This is a genomic window from Rhizobium sp. BK456, assembly GCF_014194045.1.
GTDB lineage: Bacteria > Pseudomonadota > Alphaproteobacteria > Rhizobiales > Rhizobiaceae > Rhizobium > Rhizobium redzepovicii.
Map to the genome: position 1 here is coordinate 596,108 of NZ_JACIAO010000003.1, position 22,435 is coordinate 618,542.

Annotated in this window: 20 protein-coding genes; 6 read left to right on the forward strand and 14 right to left on the reverse strand. The window is 61.9% G+C overall.

Annotation, left to right across the window (positions count from 1 at the left end; genetic code table 11):
* Position 1: 1 nt before the first annotated feature.
* The 11 genes from FHX03_RS12620 to FHX03_RS12670 all read right to left on the reverse strand — a co-directional run bounded on the left by FHX03_RS12620 (position 2) and on the right by FHX03_RS12670 (position 13,890).
* A complete protein-coding gene (locus FHX03_RS12620; RefSeq protein ID WP_183853903.1) occupies positions 2–1,171 on the reverse strand; it encodes a Gfo/Idh/MocA family protein in 1,170 nt (389 codons plus the stop codon).
* Between the two features lie 11 nt (positions 1,172–1,182).
* Positions 1,183–2,838: a GMC family oxidoreductase gene (locus FHX03_RS12625; protein ID WP_183853905.1), complete on the reverse strand. Its 1,656-nt coding sequence runs from the start codon at positions 2,836–2,838 to the stop codon at positions 1,183–1,185.
* A gap of 1 nt (position 2,839) precedes the next feature.
* Entirely contained in the window at positions 2,840–4,387 is a 1,548-nt protein-coding gene (locus tag FHX03_RS12630; RefSeq protein ID WP_183853907.1) for a GMC oxidoreductase, read from the reverse strand.
* Positions 4,388–4,402: 15 nt separating this feature from the next.
* Positions 4,403–5,518: an ABC transporter ATP-binding protein gene (locus FHX03_RS12635; RefSeq protein WP_183853909.1), complete on the reverse strand. Its 1,116-nt coding sequence runs from the start codon at positions 5,516–5,518 to the stop codon at positions 4,403–4,405.
* Between the two features lie 3 nt (positions 5,519–5,521).
* Entirely contained in the window at positions 5,522–6,493 is a 972-nt protein-coding gene (locus FHX03_RS12640; protein ID WP_183853911.1) for a carbohydrate ABC transporter permease, read from the reverse strand.
* Positions 6,490–7,443, reverse strand: a complete 954-nt coding sequence (locus FHX03_RS12645; protein ID WP_183782586.1) for a carbohydrate ABC transporter permease — start codon at positions 7,441–7,443, stop codon at positions 6,490–6,492. The genes FHX03_RS12640 and FHX03_RS12645 overlap by 4 nt, the downstream gene beginning before the upstream one ends.
* A gap of 111 nt (positions 7,444–7,554) precedes the next feature.
* Positions 7,555–8,817: an ABC transporter substrate-binding protein gene (locus tag FHX03_RS12650; protein ID WP_183853913.1), complete on the reverse strand. Its 1,263-nt coding sequence runs from the start codon at positions 8,815–8,817 to the stop codon at positions 7,555–7,557.
* Positions 8,818–8,905: 88 nt separating this feature from the next.
* Positions 8,906–10,426, reverse strand: coding sequence for an aldehyde dehydrogenase family protein (locus FHX03_RS12655; RefSeq protein WP_183853915.1), 1,521 nt, complete (start codon positions 10,424–10,426; stop codon positions 8,906–8,908).
* On the reverse strand, positions 10,426–11,205 hold the full coding sequence (locus tag FHX03_RS12660; RefSeq protein WP_097629937.1) for an enoyl-CoA hydratase/isomerase family protein: 780 nt from the start codon (positions 11,203–11,205) through the stop codon (positions 10,426–10,428). The genes FHX03_RS12655 and FHX03_RS12660 overlap by 1 nt, the downstream gene beginning before the upstream one ends.
* A complete protein-coding gene (locus FHX03_RS12665) occupies positions 11,198–12,811 on the reverse strand; it encodes an acyl CoA:acetate/3-ketoacid CoA transferase (protein ID WP_183853917.1) in 1,614 nt (537 codons plus the stop codon). Before FHX03_RS12665 ends, FHX03_RS12660 begins: the two co-directional genes overlap by 8 nt.
* Positions 12,812–12,816: 5 nt before the next feature.
* Complete coding sequence (locus FHX03_RS12670; protein ID WP_183853919.1) at positions 12,817–13,890, reverse strand: LacI family DNA-binding transcriptional regulator; 1,074 nt, start codon at positions 13,888–13,890, stop codon at positions 12,817–12,819.
* Positions 13,891–14,167: 277 nt separating this feature from the next.
* Between FHX03_RS12670 and FHX03_RS12675 the strand changes: the two genes are divergently transcribed.
* The 3 genes from FHX03_RS12675 to FHX03_RS12685 all read left to right on the forward strand — a co-directional run bounded on the left by FHX03_RS12675 (position 14,168) and on the right by FHX03_RS12685 (position 16,909).
* Positions 14,168–14,488, forward strand: coding sequence for a hypothetical protein (locus tag FHX03_RS12675; protein WP_246699230.1), 321 nt, complete (start codon positions 14,168–14,170; stop codon positions 14,486–14,488).
* A 198-nt stretch (positions 14,489–14,686) separates the two neighbouring features.
* Positions 14,687–16,222 (forward strand): PAS-domain containing protein, encoded by a 1,536-nt coding sequence (locus tag FHX03_RS12680; protein WP_183782424.1) that lies wholly within the window; start codon positions 14,687–14,689, stop codon positions 16,220–16,222.
* Between the two features lie 63 nt (positions 16,223–16,285).
* A complete protein-coding gene (locus FHX03_RS12685; protein WP_012557380.1) occupies positions 16,286–16,909 on the forward strand; it encodes a carboxymuconolactone decarboxylase family protein in 624 nt (207 codons plus the stop codon).
* Between the two features lie 39 nt (positions 16,910–16,948).
* Here the strand turns inward: FHX03_RS12685 and FHX03_RS12690 are convergent, their stop codons facing one another.
* Together FHX03_RS12690 and FHX03_RS12695 are read right to left on the reverse strand one after the other, a co-directional pair.
* Positions 16,949–17,923: an alpha/beta hydrolase gene (locus tag FHX03_RS12690; protein WP_183782427.1), complete on the reverse strand. Its 975-nt coding sequence runs from the start codon at positions 17,921–17,923 to the stop codon at positions 16,949–16,951.
* A 170-nt stretch (positions 17,924–18,093) separates the two neighbouring features.
* Positions 18,094–18,981 (reverse strand): LysR family transcriptional regulator, encoded by an 888-nt coding sequence (locus FHX03_RS12695; RefSeq protein WP_183853921.1) that lies wholly within the window; start codon positions 18,979–18,981, stop codon positions 18,094–18,096.
* Positions 18,982–19,114: 133 nt separating this feature from the next.
* Here FHX03_RS12695 and FHX03_RS12700 point away from each other — a divergent pair, with 133 nt between their 5' ends.
* Positions 19,115–19,966: an oxidoreductase gene (locus tag FHX03_RS12700; RefSeq protein WP_183853923.1), complete on the forward strand. Its 852-nt coding sequence runs from the start codon at positions 19,115–19,117 to the stop codon at positions 19,964–19,966.
* A gap of 84 nt (positions 19,967–20,050) precedes the next feature.
* Here FHX03_RS12700 and FHX03_RS12705 read toward each other — a convergent pair whose 3' ends face one another.
* Positions 20,051–20,989 (reverse strand): alpha/beta fold hydrolase, encoded by a 939-nt coding sequence (locus FHX03_RS12705; protein ID WP_183853925.1) that lies wholly within the window; start codon positions 20,987–20,989, stop codon positions 20,051–20,053.
* 168 nt (positions 20,990–21,157) lie between these two features.
* On the opposite strand from FHX03_RS12705, the gene FHX03_RS12710 reads away from it, so the two are divergent.
* Complete coding sequence (locus tag FHX03_RS12710) at positions 21,158–21,469, forward strand: DUF1883 domain-containing protein (RefSeq protein ID WP_131711842.1); 312 nt, start codon at positions 21,158–21,160, stop codon at positions 21,467–21,469.
* Between the two features lie 286 nt (positions 21,470–21,755).
* Positions 21,756–22,430, forward strand: a complete 675-nt coding sequence (locus tag FHX03_RS12715; protein WP_183853927.1) for a VIT1/CCC1 transporter family protein — start codon at positions 21,756–21,758, stop codon at positions 22,428–22,430.
* Positions 22,431–22,435 lie beyond the last annotated feature (5 nt).

Below are 22,435 nucleotides of genomic sequence, written 5' to 3' on the forward strand. Positions count from 1 at the left end.
TTTATCCGAGCGGGATGTCGACCCAGCGCTTCTGCCGGGAGGACTCCATGCATGCGTCGACGATCTGGCAGATGTGGTGGCCCGTATCGAAGGTCGGCCACATCGGCTTGTCTGCAACGATCGAGCGGATCACCTCGGCCACCTCGATGATCTTGCTTTCGTTATAGCCGATGCCGAAATTCGGCAGCGGCAGGAAAGCGCGGAAGGTGGCATTTTCCGGGCCGACGTCGATCTCCCGGAAGCCACGCCGCCCCGTGCGGTCGTCGTTGGAGTAGAAGCGCAGCCGGTTTATCTCGTCATAGGTATAGGCGATGCTGCCTTTGGTTCCGTAGACCTCGTAGGTCTGCATGAATTTGCGCCCGGTCGCGACACGGCTGAAATCGACGATGCCGCCGGCGCCGTTGGCAAATCGGCACAAGAGGTTCGTCGCGTCCGGGTTGGTGATATCGGCCCAGGATTCGCTGCCTGTCAGTTTCACCTGCTCGCCATAGGCAAGGCCCTCGACGACGGGCCGGCGCGGCGTGACGATCAGATTGTCGGCAATCAGCGAACTGACGCGGCCGACCAGGAAATCCATGAAGCTGAAGATATGCGAGCCCGTGTCTCCAACGATCCCGGTCGGCGCCAGCTTGCCGTCGGCGCGCCACATGAAGGGGGCCAGGGGATCGCCGTACATGTCGACGTGCTGGCAGCCGCGGAACAGCTTGATCTCGCCGATTTCGCCGGATTCTATGATGTCTTTTGCCAGGTCATGGACGGGATTGCGGGGAAAGGCGTGTCCGACACGGGTGATTACACCCTTCTCTCTGGCGATGTCGGCAAGTTCCCGCGCCTCATCGGCGGTGTTGGCCAATGGCTTCTCGCAATAGACATGTTTGCCGGCGAGCAGAGCCGCCTTGGCCACCTGATAGTGCAGGTGATCGGGCAGGCAGATATCGATCAGATCGACCTCGGAATCGGCGACCGCCAGCTTCCAATCCTGATAGATCCTGGCGCCCGGCGCCCTGTTGCCAATATCCTGCGCTACGTCAGGGTTGCTGTCGACCAGCGCCACGATCCGCGCCGTTCCCTCCGAGACGCCGAAGAAATGCGGAAAGGTCTGATAGGCCATCGTGTGGACCTTACCCATCCAGCCCGAGGCGCCAAGCACTGCAACTCTCACTTCAGACATCGTCATTCTCCTTAGCGGATTTCTGCGCGGGCTCGAGGCCTGGTATCGTTGCGCTCATACGCGAAGATCGCCGACGGCAGCGCAGGCAAGCCCTTGATAATATCCGATCCCTTTTCGCCGACCATGATCGTTGGCGCGTTGGTATTGCAGGACGGCACGCGGGGCATGACCGAGGAATCGCAGACCCTCAGGCCATCAAGGCCGTGGACCTTGAGATCCAGCCCGACGACCGCGTCCGGCCCCGTTCCCATCTTGCAGGTGCCCACGGGATGATGGTCGGTCTTTGCGTTGGCGCAGCCATAGTCGAACAGCTGCTCGTCGGTCATGACTTTCGGCCCGGGAAGCCGTTCGGCCATGACAAAGGGCTTCAGCGCCGCCTGCTGCATGATCTCGCGCGCAATCTTCAACCCCTCCAGCGACATCTTCCGGTCGTGCGGATCGGACCAGTAGTTGGGATCGATCAAGGGCGCGGCACCTGGGTCGGCGGATGACAGACGCACCGTCCCGCGCGAGCGCGGATGCAGGTAGGCGGAGTTCAGCGTCACGCCCGCATTTTTCAGCCGCTCGACGCCGGCTTCGATGCCCGATCCCAAGCCGAGATGAAACTGTATATCGGGAGAGCGGGCATCGGGATCGGCATACCAGAAGCCGCCGGTCTCGAAGAGCGACGAGGCGACCGGACCGGTGCGGAACAGGACATATTGAACCCCGGCCCAGAGTGTGCGGTGAAACTTCGCGACGCCGTCATAGGTGTGATCGCCGGTGCATTCGGCGATGACGAAAAGATCCAGGTGATCCTGCAGATTGCCGCCGACGCCGGGCAGATCGTGGTTCACCTTGACGCCCGCCGATTTCAGATGATCGGCCGGCCCGATGCCGGACTGCAGAAGAAGCTTCGGCGATCCGATCGCACCTGACGACACCAGGACCTCGCGTTCGGCGCGCACGATCTCCAAGCCACCGGCGGTTGTGATCTCGACGCCTGTTGCTCGGCCTCCTTCGACGATGATCCGCGTAACGCGCGCGCCTGTTCTGACCGTCAGGTTCTTCCGGTCCCTGATCGGCGAGAGATAGGCGAGCGACGCCGAAGACCGGCGGCGATTGCGCTGCGTCAGCTGATAGAATCCAACGCCCGCCTGCTGGCGGCCATTGAAATCGTGATTATAGGGAATGCCGAGCTCCTGCCCTGCCCGGATGTAGGCATCGCAGATCGGCAGGGATGCTGCCGGCATCGAGACACCCAGCGGGCCGCCATAGGCGTGATAGTCGTCGGCGAAGCGCTGATTGTCCTCGGCGCGTTTGAAATAGGGCAGGATCGAGCGATAGTCCCAGCCCTCACAGCCGTCTTCGCTGGCCCAGAGATCGTAGTCGGCCGCGTTTCCGCGCGTATAAAGCTGGGCGTTGATCGACGAGCCGCCGCCGATGACCTTCGCCTGGGTGTAACGGAGCACCCTGCCCTTCATGTGCTTCTGGGGGACGGTTTCCCATCCCCAGCTGGCCACGCCCTTGGTCATTTTGGCAAAGCCGGCCGGCATGTGGAAAAGCGGATTCCAGTCGCCGCCGCCCGCTTCGAGAAGCAGTACTTTGACATCCGGGTCTTCGCTGAGCCGGCTTGCCAGGACGCAGCCTGCAGGACCGGCACCGGTGATGATATAATCGAATCCCATCTTACTGTCCTATTTGAGAGCCGGAACGCGCCAGCGGATCTGCATTTGCCTGCAGGTCCTTCGATGCGATGTGATCTGCAACTCTCAGCGCTTGGCTGGCGACGGTCAGCGCGGGATTGACCGCAGCCGAGGTGGGCAGAAAGCCGGCGTCGACGACGAAGAGGTTTTCGTGATCGTAGGACCGGCAGTAGGGATCGAGCGGTGCCATCGCAGGGTCGTTGCCGATCCGAACCGTTCCGCACTGATGGGACGGCGTGCGCTTGTCGAAAGGCCGCGACAGCACGACGGGAAATCCGATCGACCGCAGGATCGACTTCAGCTTGGCGACGAGCGCCAGATGAGCGTCCCAGTTGGTCCTCTGCCATTGAAGAATGATCCGATCGCCATCGACCATGACTCGGCTTTCGGGATTGGGCACGTCTTCGCTCATTGCGTAGAAGTCGATGGCATGGCCGGTGATGAAACGGAGAAGCCATTCCGGAGCCTGCGGCAGAGAGCCCTTTAGAACCTTTTCGGAGATACGACCTAGGAGCTGGACGTTGCCGAGCGGCGGTCCCCCCTCTCCGTCGGAAAGGTAGAAATCGTTGAAGGCAAAGGTCTTCTGGTAGACGGCGGTGTTCCTGAACCGTGGCGAAACGCCGATCACGGCTGAGGCGTTGTGGTTCATGAAGTTGCGCCCCACCTGATCGGAAGAGTTGGCGAGGCCCCTGGGGAAGCGACCGTTCTTCGACCGCAGCAACAGCGCCGACGATTGGACCGCCCCGGCCGAAAGGATCACGATGTCAGGCGAGACAGTCAGCGTCTCACCGTCCTTGATATAGGTGACCAGGTCGATCCGGCTGCCTGATCCGGTGTCGAGCCGCGTCACGCGCGCATTGGTTTCGAGTCGGACGTTCTTATGTCTCAACGCCACCGCAAGTGCGGCGGTTTCGGCGTCCATCTTGCCGTCTCTTGCATTCGGATGGGCATCCCATGGCGTGCGCGCCTTGGACAGCCACGCGTCGAGATCCAACCCGAGCGGCAGGGAAGACGGATGCAGGCCTTTCGCCTTGAGGCGGGCCCTGACATCGGCGACCGGCGCCTCGTCGGGCACGGGCGGGAATTCGTAGGCAGTCGAGTGATACGGTTCGGTCGGATCGTCGCCGAGACTGCCGCGGACCTGATACATCCGCTCCGCCTTGGAGTACCAGGGCTCCAACTCCTCATAGGGAAAGGGCCAGGCCGGCGACACGCCTTCCCGGTGCTCGATCACACCGAAGTCTTCTTTGCGGTAGCGCGACAAGACGGCGCCGTAGAATTTCGAATTGCCGCCGACATTGTAGTAGTTGCCGGGATTGAAGCCATTGCCGTCAGCCTCGTACCAGACTTCCCTAGGGCGGAAATGCCCCCGCTGGAAGATGGCGCGCTGGTCGCGATTGACCGGAAGATCGGCGATCTGATCGCCGGCTTCGAGGATCAATATGTCAGCGCCGGTCGCGGCCAGGCCGGCGGCGACAGTGGCGCCGCCGACGCCTGAGCCGATGATGACGATGTCTGGTGAACTGCTCATCTTAGCCTCTGACCATCAGGCGATCCGCATCTGGCTGTCGGGATCGAAGAACACGGCCTTGTCGAGATTGAAGGCGAGACGGGTGTTTTGTCCGGGTGCGATGCCGGCATCGGCGCGCAGGCGGGCGACGACGGATTTGCCGCCGAGCTTGGTGACGGCGAAGGTGTCGGAGCCGGCCGGCTCGACGACCTCGATCAGGCAATCGTCCTCGGTCAGCGAGCGCGCCTTGCGGTCGGCGCCGTCGGGATCGGTCAGCGCCTCGGGGCGGATGCCGAAGATCACTTGGCGGCCGGCATAGGCCGACAGCCCGTGATTGCCGGAAACAACCGGCAGCCTCAGCGGCGCGCCATTCGGCCGCTCCAGTGCGACGGCAAGGCCGCCGGCGCCATTCTCGACAGTGGCGTTGAGCAGGTTCATCGCCGGCGATCCCATGAAGTCGGCGACGAAGAGATTGGCCGGGCTGTTATAGATCTCGGCCGGCGTGCCGAACTGCTGCAGCACCCCGTCTTTGAGCACGGCGATCTTGGTCGCCAGCGTCATCGCCTCGATCTGGTCGTGGGTGACATAGACGAAGGTGGTGCCCATGCGCTGATGCAGCCGCTTGATCTCGGTGCGCATGTCGACGCGCAGCTTGGCGTCGAGATTGGACAAGGGCTCGTCGAACAGGAAGACCTGCGGATTGCGCACCAAAGCCCGGCCCATGGCGACGCGCTGGCGCTGGCCGCCGGACAGCTGGCTCGGCTTGCGGTCGAGCAGATGGCCGATCTGCAGCATGTCGGAGACCTGCTTGATCGCCTTGGCGCGCTCTTCCTTCGGAACGCCGCGGATCTCCATGCCGAAGGCGATATTGCCCGCCACCGTCATGTTGGGATAGAGCGCATAGGACTGGAACACCATGGCGATGTCGCGCTTGGACGGGTGCAGACCGTTGATGGCGCGCCCGTCGATCCTGATATCGCCTGAGGTGATCGTCTCCAGCCCGGCAATGGTGTTGAGCAGCGTGGACTTGCCGCAGCCGGACGGGCCGACCAGCACGAGAAAGCCGCCCTTTTCGAGTTCGAGGTCGATGCCCTTGAGAATGTCGACGGCGCCGAAGCGTTTTCTGAGACCGGAGATTTCGAGGAAGGCCATGACTTACCCTTTGACTGCGCCCGCCATCAGACCGCGCACGAAGTAGCGGCCGGCGAGGATATAGACGATGAGCGTCGGAACGGCGGCGATCATCGCCGCCGCCATGTTGACATTGTATTCGACCACCCCGGTCGAGGTGTTGACGACATTGTTGAGCGCCACCGTCATCGGCATGGAGTCACCGGTGCCGGCATAGGCCGAGGCAAACAGGAAGTCGTTCCAGATATTGGTGAACTGGTAGATCACCGTGACGACGATGATCGGCAGCGAGTTCGGCAGCATGATGCGGCGGAAGATCTGGAAGAAGCTGGCGCCGTCGACCTGGGCGGCGCGCACCAGCTCGGTCGGGAAGGCCTCGTAGAAATTGCGGAAGAACAGCGTGGTGAAGCCCAAGCCATAGACGACATGGACGAAGACCAGGTTGACCGTCGAATTGCCGAAGCCGAAGTTAAAGCCGGTGGCGTTCTGCAGCGTCACCCCGAAGCGGCCGAGCGAGCCGAGGATGGTCGCCATCGGCAGCAGCACCGACTGGAACGGGATGAAGCAGGCAAACAGCATCAGCCCGAACACCAGCGTATGGCCGGGGAAGCGCCATTTGGTCAGGATATAACCGTTGAGCGCGCCCATGATGGTGGAGATGGCGACGGCCGGCACCACCATCTTGATCGAGTTCCAGAAGTAACCCTTGATGCCGGCGCAGGTCAGGCCGACGCAGGTCTCGCCCCAGGCCTTCACCCAGGGATCGAAGGTCGGCGCCTGCGGCAGCGCCAGCATGTTGCCGCCCTGGATCTCGTCCATCGTCTTGAACGAGGTTGTGAGCATGACGAAGAGCGGCATCAGATAGAGGATGGCGAAGATCGTCAGTAGGCCGTAGATCACCAGGCGGCCGATCCAGCGTGTGTTGTTATTTCTGCTGTCGCTGCTTTGTGAAAGCGGTGCGGTCGAAGGTACGGTCGAGGCGGTGACACTGCTCATCGGGCCTTCTCCTTCAGTTCGGAATAGAGATAGGGGACGATGATCGCCGAGATGGTCATCAGCATGATGATGGCGCTGGCCGAGCCGACGGCCATCTCGTTGCGCTTGAAGGTGTATTCATACATGAAGTTGGACGGCAGCCAGGCCGAGCCGCCCGGCCCGCCCGAGGTCAGCGCCACCACCAGGTCGTAGGACTTGATCGCCATATGGGCGAGCACGATGAAGGCGGAGAGAAAGATCGGCCGCAACAGCGGAATGACGATGCGGCGATAAAGCTGCAAGGGCGAGGCGCCGTCGATCTGCGCCGCCTTCATGATCTCGCCGTCGATGCCGCGAAGGCCTGCCAGGAACATCGCCATGACGAAGCCAGACGCCTGCCAGACACCGGCGATGACAACGGTGTAGATGACGAAGTCCTTGTTCTTGATCCAGTCGAAGTGAAAGCTCGTCCAGCCGAAGTGGTGCAGCGTCTGCTCGAGCCCGAGGCCGGGATCGAGGAACCATTTCCAGGCAACCCCGGTGACGATGAAGGAGAGCGCCATCGGATAGAGGAAGATCGGCCTGAGCAACCCCTCGCCGCGGATCTTCTGGTCGAGCAGGATGGCGAGCAGCAGGCCGAGCGCCAGGCAAATGCCGACATAGAGGAAGCCGAAGATCGCCATGTTGGTGATCGAAGTATACCAGGAGGACGGCGGATCGCTCTCGAAGGTCCAGCGCCACAGCCGCTGATAGGCGCGTGGCCCGGTCAGCGCATAAGACGGGAAGGTCTTGGAATTGGTAAACGACAGATAGGCCGTCCAGACGATGAAGCCGTAGACGAAGATGAGGGTGATGACGAAGCTCGGCGCCAGCACGATCTTCGGCAGCGCATCCTGCAGCCGGCCGCGCAGCGAGATCGCCGTCGAATGCCGCGGCGTCAGAACCGGATCGGTGGTGGCAACTGTGCTCATGGATATCATCTCCCTTCCCGCAGGATCGGCCCGGCAATGATCGCTGCGGAGCCTGAAGCCTCCCCGCGCGATCGCGCGGGGAAGCATATTCATCGACAGATCTCAGCGGTCTCAGCGGGCGTCGTCGATCGCCTGGACGAGTTGCTTGACGGCTTCGTCGGAGCTCTTGATCTGGCCGTGGACGAACTTCGAGACGACGTCCTTATAGGCATTGGCGATCGCCGGCGGGGCGCCATAGCCCTGCGCCAGCGAGCCGAACAGCGTGCCGCCCTCATTGGCCGCCTTCAGATCGGCGATGCCCTTCTTGCCGCAGGCGTCGAAGTCGGTGTCGGGAACGTCAGTGCGGGCCGGCACCGAACCCTTGACGACGTTGAAGGCCGACTGGAAGCTCTTCGACAGCGTCGCCGTCGCCAGCGCCACCTGCGCCGCCTTGCGGTCGTCGGGGACGTTGAACATGCCGAACATGTCGGAGTTGTAGACGACGCTGCCATCGGTGCCGGGGAAGCGGTAGCACAGGAAGTCCTTGTCCGGGGTCTTCTTGGCGGCGACGAATTCGCCCTTGGCCCAGTCGCCCATCACCTGCACCAGCGCATCACCCTTGATGACCATGGCGGTCGCGAGGTTCCAGTCGCGGCCGGAGAAGTTCGGATCGACGTATTTGACGATCTTCGCCAGATTGTCGAAGGACTTCTTCATCGTGTCCGACTTCAACGACTCCTCATCGAGGTCGTTGAAGGCCTTCTTGTAGAACTCCGGGCCGCCGGTCGACAGCACGATGGAATCGAACATCGTCGCTTCCTGCCAGTTCTGGCCGCCGAGCGCCAAGGGAATGACACCGGCAGCCTTGGCCTTGTCGAACAGCGCGATCAGGTCGTCGAAGCTCTTCGGCTCAGTGCCGCCGATCTTGTCCATCACCGCCTTGTTGATCCACAGCCAGTTGACCGAGTGGACGTTGACGGGGGCTGCGACCCATTTGCCGTCATAGACGGAGAACTTCTGCAGCGCCGCCGGCACCGACTTGTCCCAGCCTTCCTTCTTCGCCGTCTCGGTCAGGTCGCCCATCACACCCGCCTGGGCATAATCGAGCACGGTATAACCCAGCATCTGCGAGGCGGTCGGATAGGTGCCGGCCGCCACCATCGCCTTCAGCGCCGTCATCGCCGCATCACCGCCGCCGCCGGCAACCGGAACGTCCTTCCAGGCAAAGCCTTCCTTCGACAGATCCTGCTTCAGAACGTTCAAGGCCGCCGCCTCGCCGCCCGACGTCCACCAGTGCAGCATCTGAACTTCCTTCACGTCGGCTGCCTGCGCCGCGACATGGGCGCCCGCCAGAGACAATGCGATCACGGCCGTCGTGGTCAAAAACCTATTCATCGAAGAACCTCCCAGTTCCCTCTTGGAAGATGCAGGACCATTCCCGCATCCGATTACCCGCCCTCCCCGGGCGTAGTTGCTTTGCCAGCTAGGCCAGCTTTTCCGTCTGCGGCATCCACCAACCGGTGCGTTTGCCGATATGCATGTTCAGCGTCTTGGTCTCGGTATAATCCTCGACCGCATGGCGGCCGAGTTCGCGGCCGAGGCCGCTCTGCTTGTAGCCGCCGAAGGGAAGCTCCGAGGCGCCGTCCATGAAGGTGTTCATCCAGACCGTGCCCGCCCGCACCGACCGGCCGATCGTCAGGCAGGTGTCGAAATCACGGCTCCAGACACCGGCCGACAGGCCGTAGTCGATGGAATTGGCAATGCTGATCGCTTCGGCTGAAGTCTCGAATGTCAGGACCGACAGCACCGGACCAAAGACTTCCTCGCGCGCCACCGCCATATCGGGGGTGACGGCTTCGAGGATCGTCGGCGACATGAACTGCCCCATGCCGAGGTCGAGCGTCTCGCCGCCATGGGCGACGCGGGCGCCGCGGCTCCTGGCGCCGGCGACATAGCCTGAAATCTTCTCCAAATGCTGCGGCGTGATGATCGCGCCGACCTGCGTCGAGGGATCGAGGGGATCGCCGACCTTCACCCCCTTCGACAGCTCGGCGACACGCCTGACGACGTCTGAGGCGATCGACTTGTGAAGGATCAGCCGCGAGCCTGCGTTGCAGCACTCGCCGGCATTGAAATAGGCGCCGAAGACCGCGGCATCGATGAAGGCATCGAGGTCGGCATCGGGGAAAACGATCTGCGGGTTCTTGCCGCCCAGCTCCAGCGAGACTTTCTTCAGCGTCTGCGCGGCATTCGACATCGTCAGTTTTCCGACACCGGTCGAGCCGGTGAAGGAGACCATGTCGACATCGGGATGCGAGGTCATGACCGCGCCGACTTCAGGTCCCGTACCGGTGACAATATTGACGACGCCATCGGGAATGCCCGCCTGCTGCAGGATTTCGCCCAAGACGAGCGTCGATCCCGACGTCAGTTCCGAAGGCTTGACGACGGCCGTGCAGCCTGCGGCGAGCGCGAAGGGCAGTTTCTGGCCGACGATCAGGAACGGGAAGTTCCACGGCGTGATGATCGAGACAACGCCGATCGCTTCGCGCAGGACGACGCCGAGCGTGCCGTCGCCGAGCGTATTGTAACTTTCGCCATGGAGATCGCGTGCCAAAGCCGCCGCATAGCGCCAAATGTCGACCGAGCCGGCAATTTCGCCCCGCACCTGGGTGATGGGTTTGCCTGCCTCAATGGCATCGAGAAATGCCAGTTCCTCCGCCCGCGCCGCGATCAGATCGGCCGCCTTCAGCAGGATGGCGGACCGTTCGGACGCGGTCATCCGCGGCCATGGTCCCTGGTCGAAAGCCTTGCGTGCGGCGGCAATCGCGCGCTCTGCATCCTTCCTACTGCCGGTCGGGAACCGGCTGACCACGACCCCATGGCTCGGTGCGACACGCTCGATCGGATCGGCGGCGCCGGCCTCCCATTTGCCGTCGATCAACATCTTGAAATCACGCGCCTTGTGGTCGCTGAGCGCCGTGGGGTTGACGAGGACCGTCATTACCATTCTCCCTTGAACGTTGCCGGGCGCTTCTCGCTGAACGATGCGACGCCCTCTTTCAGATCGCCGGTCTTGGCAGCGAGGATCGAGCCCAGGGCTTCAACCGCCGTTCCGTTGTCTTCGCCGTTCGCCGATGCGATCATCAATTTGACGATCTCGAGGGCCGCCGGTCCCCTCGCCGCGATCCGCCCGGCATATTCCCTGGCGGCGGCGACCGAGTTTCCTGTCGGAACGACCGCGTCGACGATACCGAGCAGGCGGGCTTCCTCGGCGGTGAATATCTCGCCGCCGAGCGCCATGCGACGGACGGCCTGGGCGCCGAACCGGCGCACGAGACGCTGGGTGCCGGACCAGCCCGGCACCATGCCAAGGCCGGTTTCCGGCAGGCCTATCTTAATGTGTTCCTCGGCGATGCGAATGTCGGCAACGCCCGCCAGCTCGAGCCCGCCTCCGAGAGCGTGGCCGTTCAGCGCCGCGACCAGCGGCACCCGAAGCGTCGCCAGCCGTTCGAAGATCCGGTGACCATGCCGAACCCACGCGTGACCGAACTCCTGGGGCAGCATTCCGCCCCAGGCCTTGATATCGCCTCCGGCGGAAAAACCCTTTCCTTCACCGGTCAGAACCGCGGCGCGTACGTCCGGGTTTGCCTCCACGGCATCGGCGGCGTCCGCCAAGGCTTTCAGCATGTCGAGATCGAGCGCGTTGAGTTTCTCAGGACGACAAATTGTCAGGGTCGCAACATGTCCGTCGATATCGATCCTGACTGTTCCGCTAGCCATGGAAAGTGCCCTCCAGCGTCCGTGCCCGTTTGGCTGGAAGCGACAGGCCGATGCCGGCCTCGCCGAAGAGTGTCGCATCCATGACCTTCAGGTCTGGCGCGACGATCAGCGGAAACTCGGACTGATCGAGGATCTGGGACTGAAGATCGACGCCCGGGGCGATCTCGGTGAGGACGATGCCTTCGGGCGTCAACTTCATCACGCAGCGCTCGGTGACATAGATGATATCCTGCCCCTGCTCGATCGCCCGCCTGCCGCTGAAAGTGACGTGTTCGACCTCGTTGACGAGCTTCTTCAGCTTGCCTTCTTTTTCAATGAGCAGAGCCCCATCGGCGATCGAAAGCTTCGCCCCGGCGTTGAACATGCCTGAAAAAACAATCTTCTTTGCCCGCGCCGTGATGTCGACGAAGCCGCCGGCGCCGGCCGTCACATGCGGCCGGAAGGAAAGTTTGGAGACGTTGACCGACCCGTCCTTGCCGATCTCGAGGAAGGAGAGCAGCGACGCATCGAAGCCAGCGCCCTGAAAGTAAGTGAACTGATAAGGGGATGGCATATAGGCGTCGGCATTGGAGGCGCAGCCGAAGGCGAAATCGAGCAGCGGCACGCCGCCGACCGCGCCTTGCTCGATCACCCAGGTGACGGCGCCGTGGAGCCCCTCCTCCAGCAGAATGCGCGGTACATTGGCCGAAATTCCGAAGCCGAGATTGACGCAGCTTCCCGCCTGCAACTCCTGCGCGACACGGCGCGCGATCACCTTCTGAACATTGAACTCCGGAACGTGGAAGCTGTCGAGCGGGCGGAAGATCTCACCCGAAATCGCCGGATCATACCCAGTCTGCGTTGTCTGCTTCTGATCGGGATCGACGACGATATAGTCGACCAGCATTCCCGGCACTCGGACGTCATGCGGTTTCAAAGAGCCTTCCTTGGTGATCCGCTTGACCTGGGCGATGACGATGCCGCCGTTGTTGCGGGCGGCGAGCGCCTGATCGAGACCGCCGAGATAGGCGCCCTCATGTTCGTATGTCAGGTTGCCGCGCTCATCAGCGGTGGTGGCGCGGATGATGGCGACCTGAGGGACGATCGAGGGGAAGAACAGCCAGTCGTCGCCCTCGAAGCTGACGCGCTTGACCACCTGCTGCTCCGAAGCCAGCTCGTTCATCGCGCAGCCCTGCCGCCGGGGGTCGACGAATGTGTCGACGCCGATCATGGTCAGCACGCCCGGCCGCTTGGCGGCGGCTTCGCGATGGATGTCGAACAGGATGCCAGAGGGAATGTTGTAGGCCGGGATCTCGTTGTTGGTGATCATCTGCCAGATCAGCGGCGGCTCGGACGATGACGGTCCCGACGGGTAGGAGCCGCCGATGATACGTTTCAGCAGGCCCTTCCTGGCAATATGGTCGATGCCCTTGATACCGCTCATGTCGCCGGCAGCGATCGGATGAAGGGTCGTCAAATCACGGGGATGGCCGGTCGCCTCGAAACGCTCGCCGATCGCCTTCAGCATGAGGTCCGGGCAACCGAGACCGCTCGAAGACGATACCGTCACGACGGCGCCATCCGGGATGAGCGCGGCCGCTTCGGCTGGGGTGAGATGCTTCTTCATGTGCATTACTCGGCGTCCTGTTTCGATTTTACGCTCTTGCCGGTCTTCGACGGCGGGGCCCTGCCGGCGCCGCAGCTTTCGCGAACGACCAGCCGAACGGCCGTCGTCACCGTCTCGGCTTCGGCCTTGCCCGCATTGATCTGCTTGAGCAGCATCTGCGCGCCGCGACGCCCGATGCCCTGCGGGTCGACCGAGACCGTCGTCAGCGCCGGGACCGCTGCCTGGGCCTCGATGACATCGTCGAAGCCCACCACGGCGAAGTCGGCACCCGGCTCCAGCCGGCGCGCGCGCAACCCGTCGCAAACGCCGAACGCCACCGCATCGTTGAAGCAGACGGCCGCGGTCGGCCGGCGGCCGAGCGCAATCGCTTTTCCGATCGCCTCTACCCCGCCGGCCCGCGACGGCGCGGACGCGATGACGAGTTCTTCGTGATAGTCGAGCCCGGCTGCCTCAACGCCGCTTCGGTAGCCGGCAAGCCTGTCGTCGAAGACGGCGGTGTCCGGAAAGCCGCCGAGAAAAGCGATGCGCTTGTGACCGAGGCCCGCCAGATGCTTGACCGCGGACATCATGCCGGCCTGGTTGTCGGAAACGATCGACGAGACCTTGGCGCCGGGCAGGTTTCGAACGACGACCACGACTGGAATCCCGGCTGCAACGAGCGGCTTGAAGTCGGCGGCATCGGTGGCGCGGGCCGGCGAGACGATGAGGCCGGAAATGCCGTGCTCACGCATCGAGGCGACAACCTCACGCTGCCGGCCGATGCTCTCGCCGGTGTTCGACAGGAACTGCACGAAGCCGGCCGACTGAACGACCATATCGACGCCGACCGCCAGCTCCGCAAAGAAGCTGTTCGTCAGATCGTTGACGACAACTCCGACAATCTTCGATTTCGCACCGGCTTGGCGAAGATTGGCGGCGCCGCGATTATAGACATAGCCGAGTTCGCGCATCACGGCATTGACCTTGGAGCGCGTCCCCTCATTGACCAGGGAGGAGCCCTGCAACACCAGCGACACCGTCGACTTGGAGACGCCGGCGGCCTTTGCGATGTCAATGACGGTCACCCGCGCCTTTGTCATTTTCCTCTCCGACCACGACGTCGACTGATGGATAAATATTTGGAACGTTCCAATTCTGTCAAGGAAAATTTAGGGATCCGGTATGAATTTATTTGCTTCTAGTGAGTTGCCAGCTTTATTTCGTTGTCAACATTTCAACTAAAAAATTGGAACGATCTAAATTCCGGCCACAGTTGAGAGGCGCCTGCGGTTGCAAAGTCGTGGAGGATTCGGGACTCGTCCCTTATGCTGTCGAGACAATCATTGCGCCGCGACCAGTGGAGGAGATCATCGAAACATGACATTGCGCGCTGAACTGACCGCTCTGCCGCCACGCGAACAGGCACAGCGCCTGACAGCCGTCGCCGCATCTCTGGTGGCGCAAATTAGGCGGACCGAACCCGACGCGGCGGAAGCAGAGGCCGCCTTGGCGGCAATCCGCGCCTGGGGCGATGGCGGGCGCCTAACCGGCGGATATTTCTCCGATCTTGTCTACGGCGATGAGGAGCGCGGGACTCTTCGTCGTCTTACCGAGGCGGCAGGTAAGCCCAGCGAAGGCGGGTGGAATGCACGTCGCCTGGCTTGTTTATCAGCAGACCGGCAAAGCCATGCCGAGTGACGTCAACGAGGCGGGAGAGGACAGCCTTGATCTTCTGGACGAGCAGCGCGACCAACGCGGCTAGGTGATGCAAAACCGCGGCGCACTGTTGCTGGAATTGCTCTCGATGAGCCCCCGCCGATAGGCTTTAGCGAAACTTTATCGTTTCTGACGAATGCTACGGATACGTGCAACGTGTCAGATCTGAAGCAGGGCGGGATGACGCCACACTCGTTTGAATCCATTCTGGAGAGCCTGCCGCAGGGCATCGTTCTGCTTGATTCTGCCAATAGGGTGACGGCGTTCAACTCCCGCACCCTCGATATTCTCGGGCTGCCGGCTGGAGCCATCGGCAGAGGAATGAATATCGACGGACTGCCGGGCACCGCCGATTGCCGCGCGGCCGCATGCCGGCAGTCGACGACAGGCAGGCCGCACACGTCTCAGTTTGCGCTGTCTGACGGACGGATGGTCTCAATGACCTACGCCCCATCGAAAGAGGGAGGCTGGATCCTCAGCTACGAAGACATCTCGACCCTGATCCGCGTCGAAGACAGTCTCACCGAACAACATCACCGGTTCGACGCAGCACTCCGCAACATGCCGCACGGGCTGTGCATGTTCGATTCGACGAAGAAGCTGATCCTGTGCAACCCAGCCTACGCGCGGATGTACAATCTGCCGGACCGATTGACGCAACCGGGGACGCCGCTTGTCGATATCCTGGCTTATCGCAGCCGCGAGGGAAATGGTCCGGCCGACACTGCCACCTATTTCGATGTGGTGTTCGAAGCGACCGCGCGCGGCGCGGTGGCCAGCCAGAATATCGTGCTTTCCGACGGCCGCGTCATCAAAATCACCCACAATCCGATGCAGAACGGTGGATACGTCGCCACCCACGAAGACGTCACCAAAACAGTGCGGCTGACGGAAGAGCTGCGCCAGCACCACGATCAGCTCGAAACGACGGTGCAGAGCCGCACGGCCGAGGTCGAGCGGCAGGCGCGGGAACTCGAGCGAATGCTTGCGCAGGAGCGGAACATCAACGAATTGCAGCGGCAGTTCGTGGCAATGGCCTCCCATGAATTCCGCACCCCGCTCGCCATCATCGACGCTGCCGCCCAGCGGCTGCTGCGCAAAAGAGGAGCAGTCGAGCCCGAATTCTTAAGCGACAAGGTCGATCAGATCCGCGCATCGGTGAACCGGATAGTCGATCTCATGGAGAGCATCCTTTCGGCCGGGCGCCTCGACACCGGCAAGATCGACATCAGCTACGATGCCTGCGCCTTGCGATCATTGATAAGAAGCTGTTGCGAGCGGCAGTCGACGATCGCCAAAACGCACAGCTTCGTGTTGGATATCGACGGGCTGCCGGAGTTCATCGATGCCGATCCCCGAACTTTAGCGCAGGTCTTTACCAACCTGCTGTCCAACGCCGTCAAATACGCGCCCGGAACCTCGGAAATTCGCGTCACGGCATGGGAGGAGACGGGAAACGTCAAAGTTTCGATCAGCGATGACGGGGTGGGGATCGATCCCGAAGACGTGCCCCGGCTGTTCCAGCGCTATTTTCGTGCCGGAACGTCGACCGGAATTGCCGGGACGGGCATTGGCCTGAACCTGGTGAAGCAGATCGTCGAACTGCACAACGGCTCGATAGAGGTTCGAAGCGCGAGAGGCTGCGGATCGACATTCACCGTAACCCTTCCGATCAGGCGCACCGGTAACGCTTCTGAGAACAGCGACGCTGCCTGATATTTCAGGATTGCTGTCCTCAATATCTACCCTATCCTTCTCGCTATAGAGGAGGACCATGCCATGGCTTTCATTCACACCCCCAATGCATCCGCCAGCGAGAAGACGACGTCGATGTATGCGTCGGCCGAGGCGAATTATGGTTATCTGCCGAACATGTACCGCGCCTTCGGACACCGGCCGGAGGTGATGGAGAACTGGGCAGCGCTGCTTTCCAGCATTCGCGGACATATGAGCCTCAGGCGCTATGAGCTGGTGACGCTGGCGGCGGCCAAGGAGCTGAAATCCTCCTATTGCATGCTGGCGCACGGCTCGGTGCTGCTGCGGGAAGGTTTTACCAGCGACGGGCTGACGGCTGTCGTCAACGAAACGGAGAAAGCGCCGATCGATGCCGGCGAAAGGGCGATCATGGCTTTTGCCGCCAAGGTGGCGCGCGACGCGACGTCGATCACCCAGCAGGATATAGACGGGCTGAAAAAACACGGGCTGAGCGATGCCGAGGTCTTCGACGTCACGGCCGCGGCGGCGGCCCGGTGTTTCTTCTCGAAAATGCTGGATGCGCTGGGGGCTGCACCCGATCACGCCTATATCGAGCGGCTGGAGCCGAATGTCAGAAAGGCGCTCAGCGTCGGCCGGGAGGTCGAGCGGCCTCTGGCGCCGTCACCGTCGCGTGGCACATCGCAATAAGGCGGAGCGCGAGGACGTGAAGCCCCTGCTTCTGCGGTCCTACTCCTGCGGCTTGTCTGCGAAATGCCGGATCGCAAATTCGGCGATATTCTGGCTCGACCGGTCGGCATCGTCGAGCAGCGAGGGAAACAGCTGCCACTGATGCGGCATGCCCGGCCAAATCTCGGTGGTGACATCCACCCCCGCCTGACGTGCCTTGTCGGCGAGCCGCAGCGTATCGTCCAACAGCGCTTCGCCGGAGCCAACCTGCAGCAGTAGCGGCGGAAAGCCGGTCATGTCGGCATAAAGCGGCGATGCCTGGGGATCGTTCGGCGACCGGCTGCCGAGATAGGCCTTGCGCAAAGTTTCGATCGAGGCCCTGCCGACCAGCGGATCGCTGTCGGCATTCGATGTCATCGATCCGCCGGTCGCGGCAAGATCGGTGATGGGGCTGAGCGCAATGACGGCCGCCGGCAGCGGTTTTGCCGCCTGCCTCTGCCGCAGCACCGTCTCCAGCGCGATATTGCCGCCGGCGCCGTCTCCCGCCACGACGACATTCTCGGCGCGATAGCCGTTGTCGAGAAGCCAGCGATAGGCCGTCAGCGCGTCGTTGATCTGAGCGGGATAGGTATATTCGGGCATTAGCCGATACTCGATCAGAAGCACGTCGCTGGATGCGGCCTTGGCGAGCGAGCCGGCAAGCAGGCTGTGCGTGCGGATAGAGCCGCCCGAAAAGCCGCCGCCATGAATATAAAGGATCACCCTTTGGCCGATCGGGTGATGAAGACGGGCGGGCCACATCAGCTCGGCATCGACGCCGTCGGCATCGACCTGCCGGACCTGGATGCGTGTCGGCCCCGGCGTCGTTTCCAGCAGCGTTCGGAAGGCTGTCCGCCGCTGCTGCAGGCTATCGGCGCCGGTAAAATGATCTTTCCAGAGGCCGACGAGTTTTTCGACCTGCTCGCGCGAGGCCTGGCTTTGCGGTTCAATGTCCTTTCCGACGGCCGGCGAGGCCAGCAACATCACCGTGGCCAATGCGGGCAACAGACCGCCGAGCCGCTTTAATGCGCTTCGATTGACAGTTGGCAAAATCCGACCGTTCATCAACCTCTCCCGATGATGCTGACCATGGCGGCCATGGCAGCATCATTGGCCGGTTCACCCGCAGGAGTCAAAAGGGTGAAGAGTGCGAATCCTGAGCTTTTTTACTCGGCTTTCATCGCATCGATGACCGCCCTGAAGCCCGCCGACATGTGGCGGCGGCTCGGATAGTAGAGATAGAGCGGCTCCTCCGGCTGGCACCAGTCGTCGAGCACCTGGATCAGTTCTCCGTCGGCAATCGCCTTCTCCACCCGCGGCTCCCAGATATAGGCAAGGCCGACGCCGCCGAGCGCTGCCTGCAGCATCAGTTCGTGATCATCGAGCGACAGAGGTCCGGTCGGCTGAAAGCTGACCGTCTGGCCATCCTTCTCGAACTCCCAGGTATAGCGCGCGCCTGACGGAAACATGTTCTGGATACAGAGATGGCGCTTGAGATCGTGCGGCGTCGCCGGCTTCGGTCGGGCCTCGAAATAGGCAGGCGAACCGACGACGACCAGACGGATCCGCGGCTTGATGCGCAGCGCGATCATGCCCTCGGTGACACGCTCGCCGAAGCGGATGCCGGCATCGAAACCCTCCTCGACGATATTGACCAGCCTGTCCGTTGCGTTGATCTCCAGTTGCAGATTGGGATTACGCTGGAGCAGCGGGGCAATGACGCGGCCAATGACGAAGGGGCCGATCGAATTCGGCACGTTGATCCTCACCTTGCCGAAGGGCGTGTCGCGGTAACGGTTCAGCGCATCGAGCGCTGCCGCCATCTCGCCGAAGGCCGGGTCGAGATGCGAGATCAGTAGTTCGCCGGCCTCGGTCAGCGAGACGCTGCGCGTCGTGCGGTTGAGCAGGCGAATGCCTATCCGATCTTCGAGATTGAGGACGGCATGGCTGACCGCCGAGGCGGTGACACCCCTCTCCTCGCCCGCTTTGCGAAAACTCTTATGGCGGGCAACGGCCGCGAAGGCAGCGAGTTCGGAAAGGTCGGTGGCACGCATTGCTGAATTTTGCTCATCATAGTTTCAAGAATAACAAATCTTATACAGCAACGGATTTTCGGTCAAATTCAGCCCCGTCAGCAACAGAGATGCGACGCCGAGACAGCCAATTAGTCCTCGAAAGGAATTTGTCATGAAAGTCTGGTTCATCACCGGTGCATCCCGCGGCTTCGGCGCGCTGATGACCAAGGAAGCTCTCGCCGCTGGCGATGCCGTTATCGCCACCGCCCGCAACCCGAAGACCGTCACCGAGCAGTTCGGCGATCATCCGAACCTCCTCGCCGTCGCCCTTGACGTCACCAACGAGGCCCAGGCGAAAGAAGCTGCGGCAGCCGGCATCGCCCGCTTCGGCCGCATTGATGTTCTCGCCAACAATGCTGGCTACGGCCTGCTCGGTGCCGTCGAGGAGGGCACGGCCGAGGAGATCGAAAAGCTCTATGCCACGAATGTCTTCGGCCTTCTGAAGGTGACGCGCGCCGTGCTGCCCTATATGCGCCGCCAGCGTTCCGGCCATATCCTGAACTTTTCCTCGATCGGCGGTTACTTCGGCTATCCCGGCTGGGGCGTCTACGGCTCGACGAAATTCGCCGTCGAAGGCCTGTCGGAATCGATGGCCGCGGAACTCGAACCGTTCGGCATCAAGGTGACGATCATCGAGCCCGGCTTCTTCCGCACCGACTTTCTCGCCGACACATCGCTCGCGGTCAGCCCGGCCTCCATCGCCGATTACGAAGGCACGCCGGCCGGCAACATGCGGAATTTCGCCGCCGACGCCAATCATGCCCAGCCCGGCAACCCCGCCAAGCTCGCAGCCGGCATCATGACAATGGTCAATTCGGGCAACCCGCCGCTGCGCATGCCGTTCGGCAGCGATACGGTGGCCATGATCGAAGGGCAGCATGCTAGCGTCGAAAAGGAACTTGCCGCCTGGCGTGAACTTGCCGTCTCCACGGATTTTCCGAGCGATGCAACGGCCTCGGCCTGATACCCAAGACCATGCCTGCGCCGCTTCCCGGATATCGGGGTGCGGCGCAGGTTCGCTCGTGACCAGAAGCCCGACCGCCTCACTTTATTTGCCGACCTGATCGGCCCAGTTCGGCGCCTTGCCGCCGCCGTCGAGGAAAGTCATCGCCACATTGGCCATCAGCGGCGAAGCGAAGGTCTCGTAATGGGTGAGATCGGGCAGGATCGCCAGCCGGTTCTTCGACATGTTCTCCCGCATCCAGCCCGCATCGCGCAGGCCGCCGCCGAGCTTGTGGTAGAAGTCGATCATATGCTCGGGGCGGATCATATCGGCATCGCCATAGATCAGCATCACCGGCATAGTGAGCCTTGCGACGGCATCGCTATAATCCTTGGGTTCGCGCATCAACGCACCCATGGCGTCGAGCAGCTTCGGAAACTCGGAAACGTCGGGCGCCACCGCTTTGTAGCTGAGGAACATCGGCGTGTCTTTCATCATCTCGGCCATGCCGGCGCCGACGGCCGCCTGCTGCGGCAGCATCTCCGGGAAGAAGCCGTTCTGCGCATAGGGCGCCGAGAGGATTACCAGGCGGCGCACGCGGTCGGGCGCATTCGCCGCCATGTTCAGCGCCACCCCGCCGCCGAAGGAATAACCGAAGACGTTGAGCTTGTCGTAACCGAGCTGCTTCACCAGGATCGCAAGGTCGGCGCCGATTGCAGCAAGGTCGATCGGCCGCTTGCCGAGGGGCGTACGGCCATGGCCCTGCAGATCGACGGCGATCACCTGCCGGTGGTCGGCGAAAACAGGCATGACCGGCGCGAACATCTCGATCTGCCCGAGGCCGCCGTGCAGTAGCAGCAGCGGTTCGCCCTCCCCGCGGATTTCGTAGTAATAGTCAATACCGTTGACCGGTACGCTTCCCTTCCTGACTATCGGCGCGACCGCCTTATCCTCGCTCGGCGCACCGCCGGCGCCTGCCATGTCGGGCGCGGCCAGGAATGCGGCGACGGTTGCGATCATCGAAATCAGCCTCATTTTCAACATGTCCTTGCTCCGTTTTTGCATCAATACCGCAAGGACGGCGGGGGCCAGGCCTTTCCGACACCGGGTTTCGGAATTTCTCCGATCGGGCTTTGCGACCGATATCCAACTTTTCCTTAACCGGCATGCTGGTAAAATCTCGCCGCAGAGACGTCAGACACCACGAGACCGATGCCGAAACCGAATTTTCGCTTCACCCACTATGATCTTAAGGAACAACGCGCCGGAACGATCGTCGAGGTGTCGTTGAATGCGGTGAACAATGTGCGGCTGATGTCGGCGCCGAATTTCCAGCGCTTCACCGAAGTTCTCGATTTCAAATATATCGGCGGCGTGGCGCGCAAATCGCCAGTCAAGCTTGCCGTTCCGGAACACGGTCACTGGCATGTCGTCGTCGACATGGAAGGTCATCACGGGTTGGCGGAATCCACCGTCAAGGTAATCGCCGCGCCAGCCAATCAGAAGACGCCGCGGTCCTCCTGAGCTTTGCAGCACCGCCCCTCCGCCACGTGGAAAGCACCGGGCATGTGCAGACAACGCCCCATCAGCAAGAGGCCCTGGTCACAATGTGGCCAATCACACTGACCTTTGATCGCAATCAATGAATTGGGCGGCAAGGTCGATCACAATTCTTCAGGCCGCCAGCTGCAACTCGGCTCGCGATTTCATGTTCCGATAGCGAGCGGAAACCGCTGGCTATTGCGTAATTCCTTGAATCGGAATCGACGACGCGCGACGCTGCAGGATTTTCATCATGTGGGAGTAGTCCATGACGTCGAACCCGACCGGTCGCATCACCAAAATCATCGATCCAGGCGATGCGTTAGGGGAAATCCTTTTCGGATTGATCATGGCGCTGACCTTGACGGTTGGTTCCAGGCTTGTTTTTGAAGAAGAAGGATTAAATGTCCACGAGTTGATCGTCGCGACGATCGGATGCAATGTCGCGTGGGGGATCATCGACGCCGTCTTGTTCATTCTGGGTACCACATTTTACAAGAGCAGGCGGCTGCGCCTTTTCCGGCAAATCAAAGCCGCCGGGGACGAATCTGAAGCGCTCATGGTTCTCGCGAACGAATTCCCGATTAAAGAAGCGCCATTCTCTGCGAAGGCCGCCGACACGGACGCGCTCTATCAATCGCTGCTGACCCTCGCACGCCGGGCCGCCCCAGTTAAGGTGTCATTTTCGAAAGGTGATCTGTCCGCCGCAATCGCCGTCTTCCTCCTGGTTTCGGCGACCGCCATTCCGGCAGTTCTCCCATTCTTTCTCCTCGAAGACGCGCACCTTGCCTTGAGGGTCAGCAACCTGTTTCTGATCATGCTGCTGTTTGTGACGGGTTATGCGTGGGCGAAATTTTCCGGAGGCAGGGCCTTTCAGGCAGGCATGACGATGACGTGTCTTGGATTGCTTCTGGTTGCAATAGCGATCGCTCTTGGCGGCTGAGCCGC

Bases quoted from the DNA above. Each gene is read 5' to 3' on its own strand.
- FHX03_RS12620 (WP_183853903.1), bottom strand. From the start codon at position 1,171: ATGTCTGAAGTGAGAGTTGCAGTGCTTGGCGCCTCGGGCTGGATGGGT.
- FHX03_RS12625 (WP_183853905.1), bottom strand. From the start codon at position 2,838: ATGGGATTCGATTATATCATCACCGGTGCCGGTCCTGCAGGCTGCGTC.
- FHX03_RS12630 (WP_183853907.1), bottom strand. From the start codon at position 4,387: ATGAGCAGTTCACCAGACATCGTCATCATCGGCTCAGGCGTCGGCGGC.
- FHX03_RS12635 (WP_183853909.1), bottom strand. From the start codon at position 5,518: ATGGCCTTCCTCGAAATCTCCGGTCTCAGAAAACGCTTCGGCGCCGTC.
- FHX03_RS12640 (WP_183853911.1), bottom strand. From the start codon at position 6,493: ATGAGCAGTGTCACCGCCTCGACCGTACCTTCGACCGCACCGCTTTCA.
- FHX03_RS12645 (WP_183782586.1), bottom strand. From the start codon at position 7,443: ATGAGCACAGTTGCCACCACCGATCCGGTTCTGACGCCGCGGCATTCG.
- FHX03_RS12650 (WP_183853913.1), bottom strand. From the start codon at position 8,817: ATGAATAGGTTTTTGACCACGACGGCCGTGATCGCATTGTCTCTGGCG.
- FHX03_RS12655 (WP_183853915.1), bottom strand. From the start codon at position 10,426: ATGACGGTCCTCGTCAACCCCACGGCGCTCAGCGACCACAAGGCGCGT.
- FHX03_RS12660 (WP_097629937.1), bottom strand. From the start codon at position 11,205: ATGGCTAGCGGAACAGTCAGGATCGATATCGACGGACATGTTGCGACC.
- FHX03_RS12665 (WP_183853917.1), bottom strand. From the start codon at position 12,811: ATGAAGAAGCATCTCACCCCAGCCGAAGCGGCCGCGCTCATCCCGGAT.
- FHX03_RS12670 (WP_183853919.1), bottom strand. From the start codon at position 13,890: ATGACAAAGGCGCGGGTGACCGTCATTGACATCGCAAAGGCCGCCGGC.
- FHX03_RS12675 (WP_246699230.1), top strand. From the start codon at position 14,168: ATGACATTGCGCGCTGAACTGACCGCTCTGCCGCCACGCGAACAGGCA.
- FHX03_RS12680 (WP_183782424.1), top strand. From the start codon at position 14,687: ATGACGCCACACTCGTTTGAATCCATTCTGGAGAGCCTGCCGCAGGGC.
- FHX03_RS12685 (WP_012557380.1), top strand. From the start codon at position 16,286: ATGGCTTTCATTCACACCCCCAATGCATCCGCCAGCGAGAAGACGACG.
- FHX03_RS12695 (WP_183853921.1), bottom strand. From the start codon at position 18,981: ATGCGTGCCACCGACCTTTCCGAACTCGCTGCCTTCGCGGCCGTTGCC.
- FHX03_RS12700 (WP_183853923.1), top strand. From the start codon at position 19,115: ATGAAAGTCTGGTTCATCACCGGTGCATCCCGCGGCTTCGGCGCGCTG.
- FHX03_RS12705 (WP_183853925.1), bottom strand. From the start codon at position 20,989: ATGTTGAAAATGAGGCTGATTTCGATGATCGCAACCGTCGCCGCATTC.
- FHX03_RS12710 (WP_131711842.1), top strand. From the start codon at position 21,158: ATGCCGAAACCGAATTTTCGCTTCACCCACTATGATCTTAAGGAACAA.
- FHX03_RS12715 (WP_183853927.1), top strand. From the start codon at position 21,756: ATGACGTCGAACCCGACCGGTCGCATCACCAAAATCATCGATCCAGGC.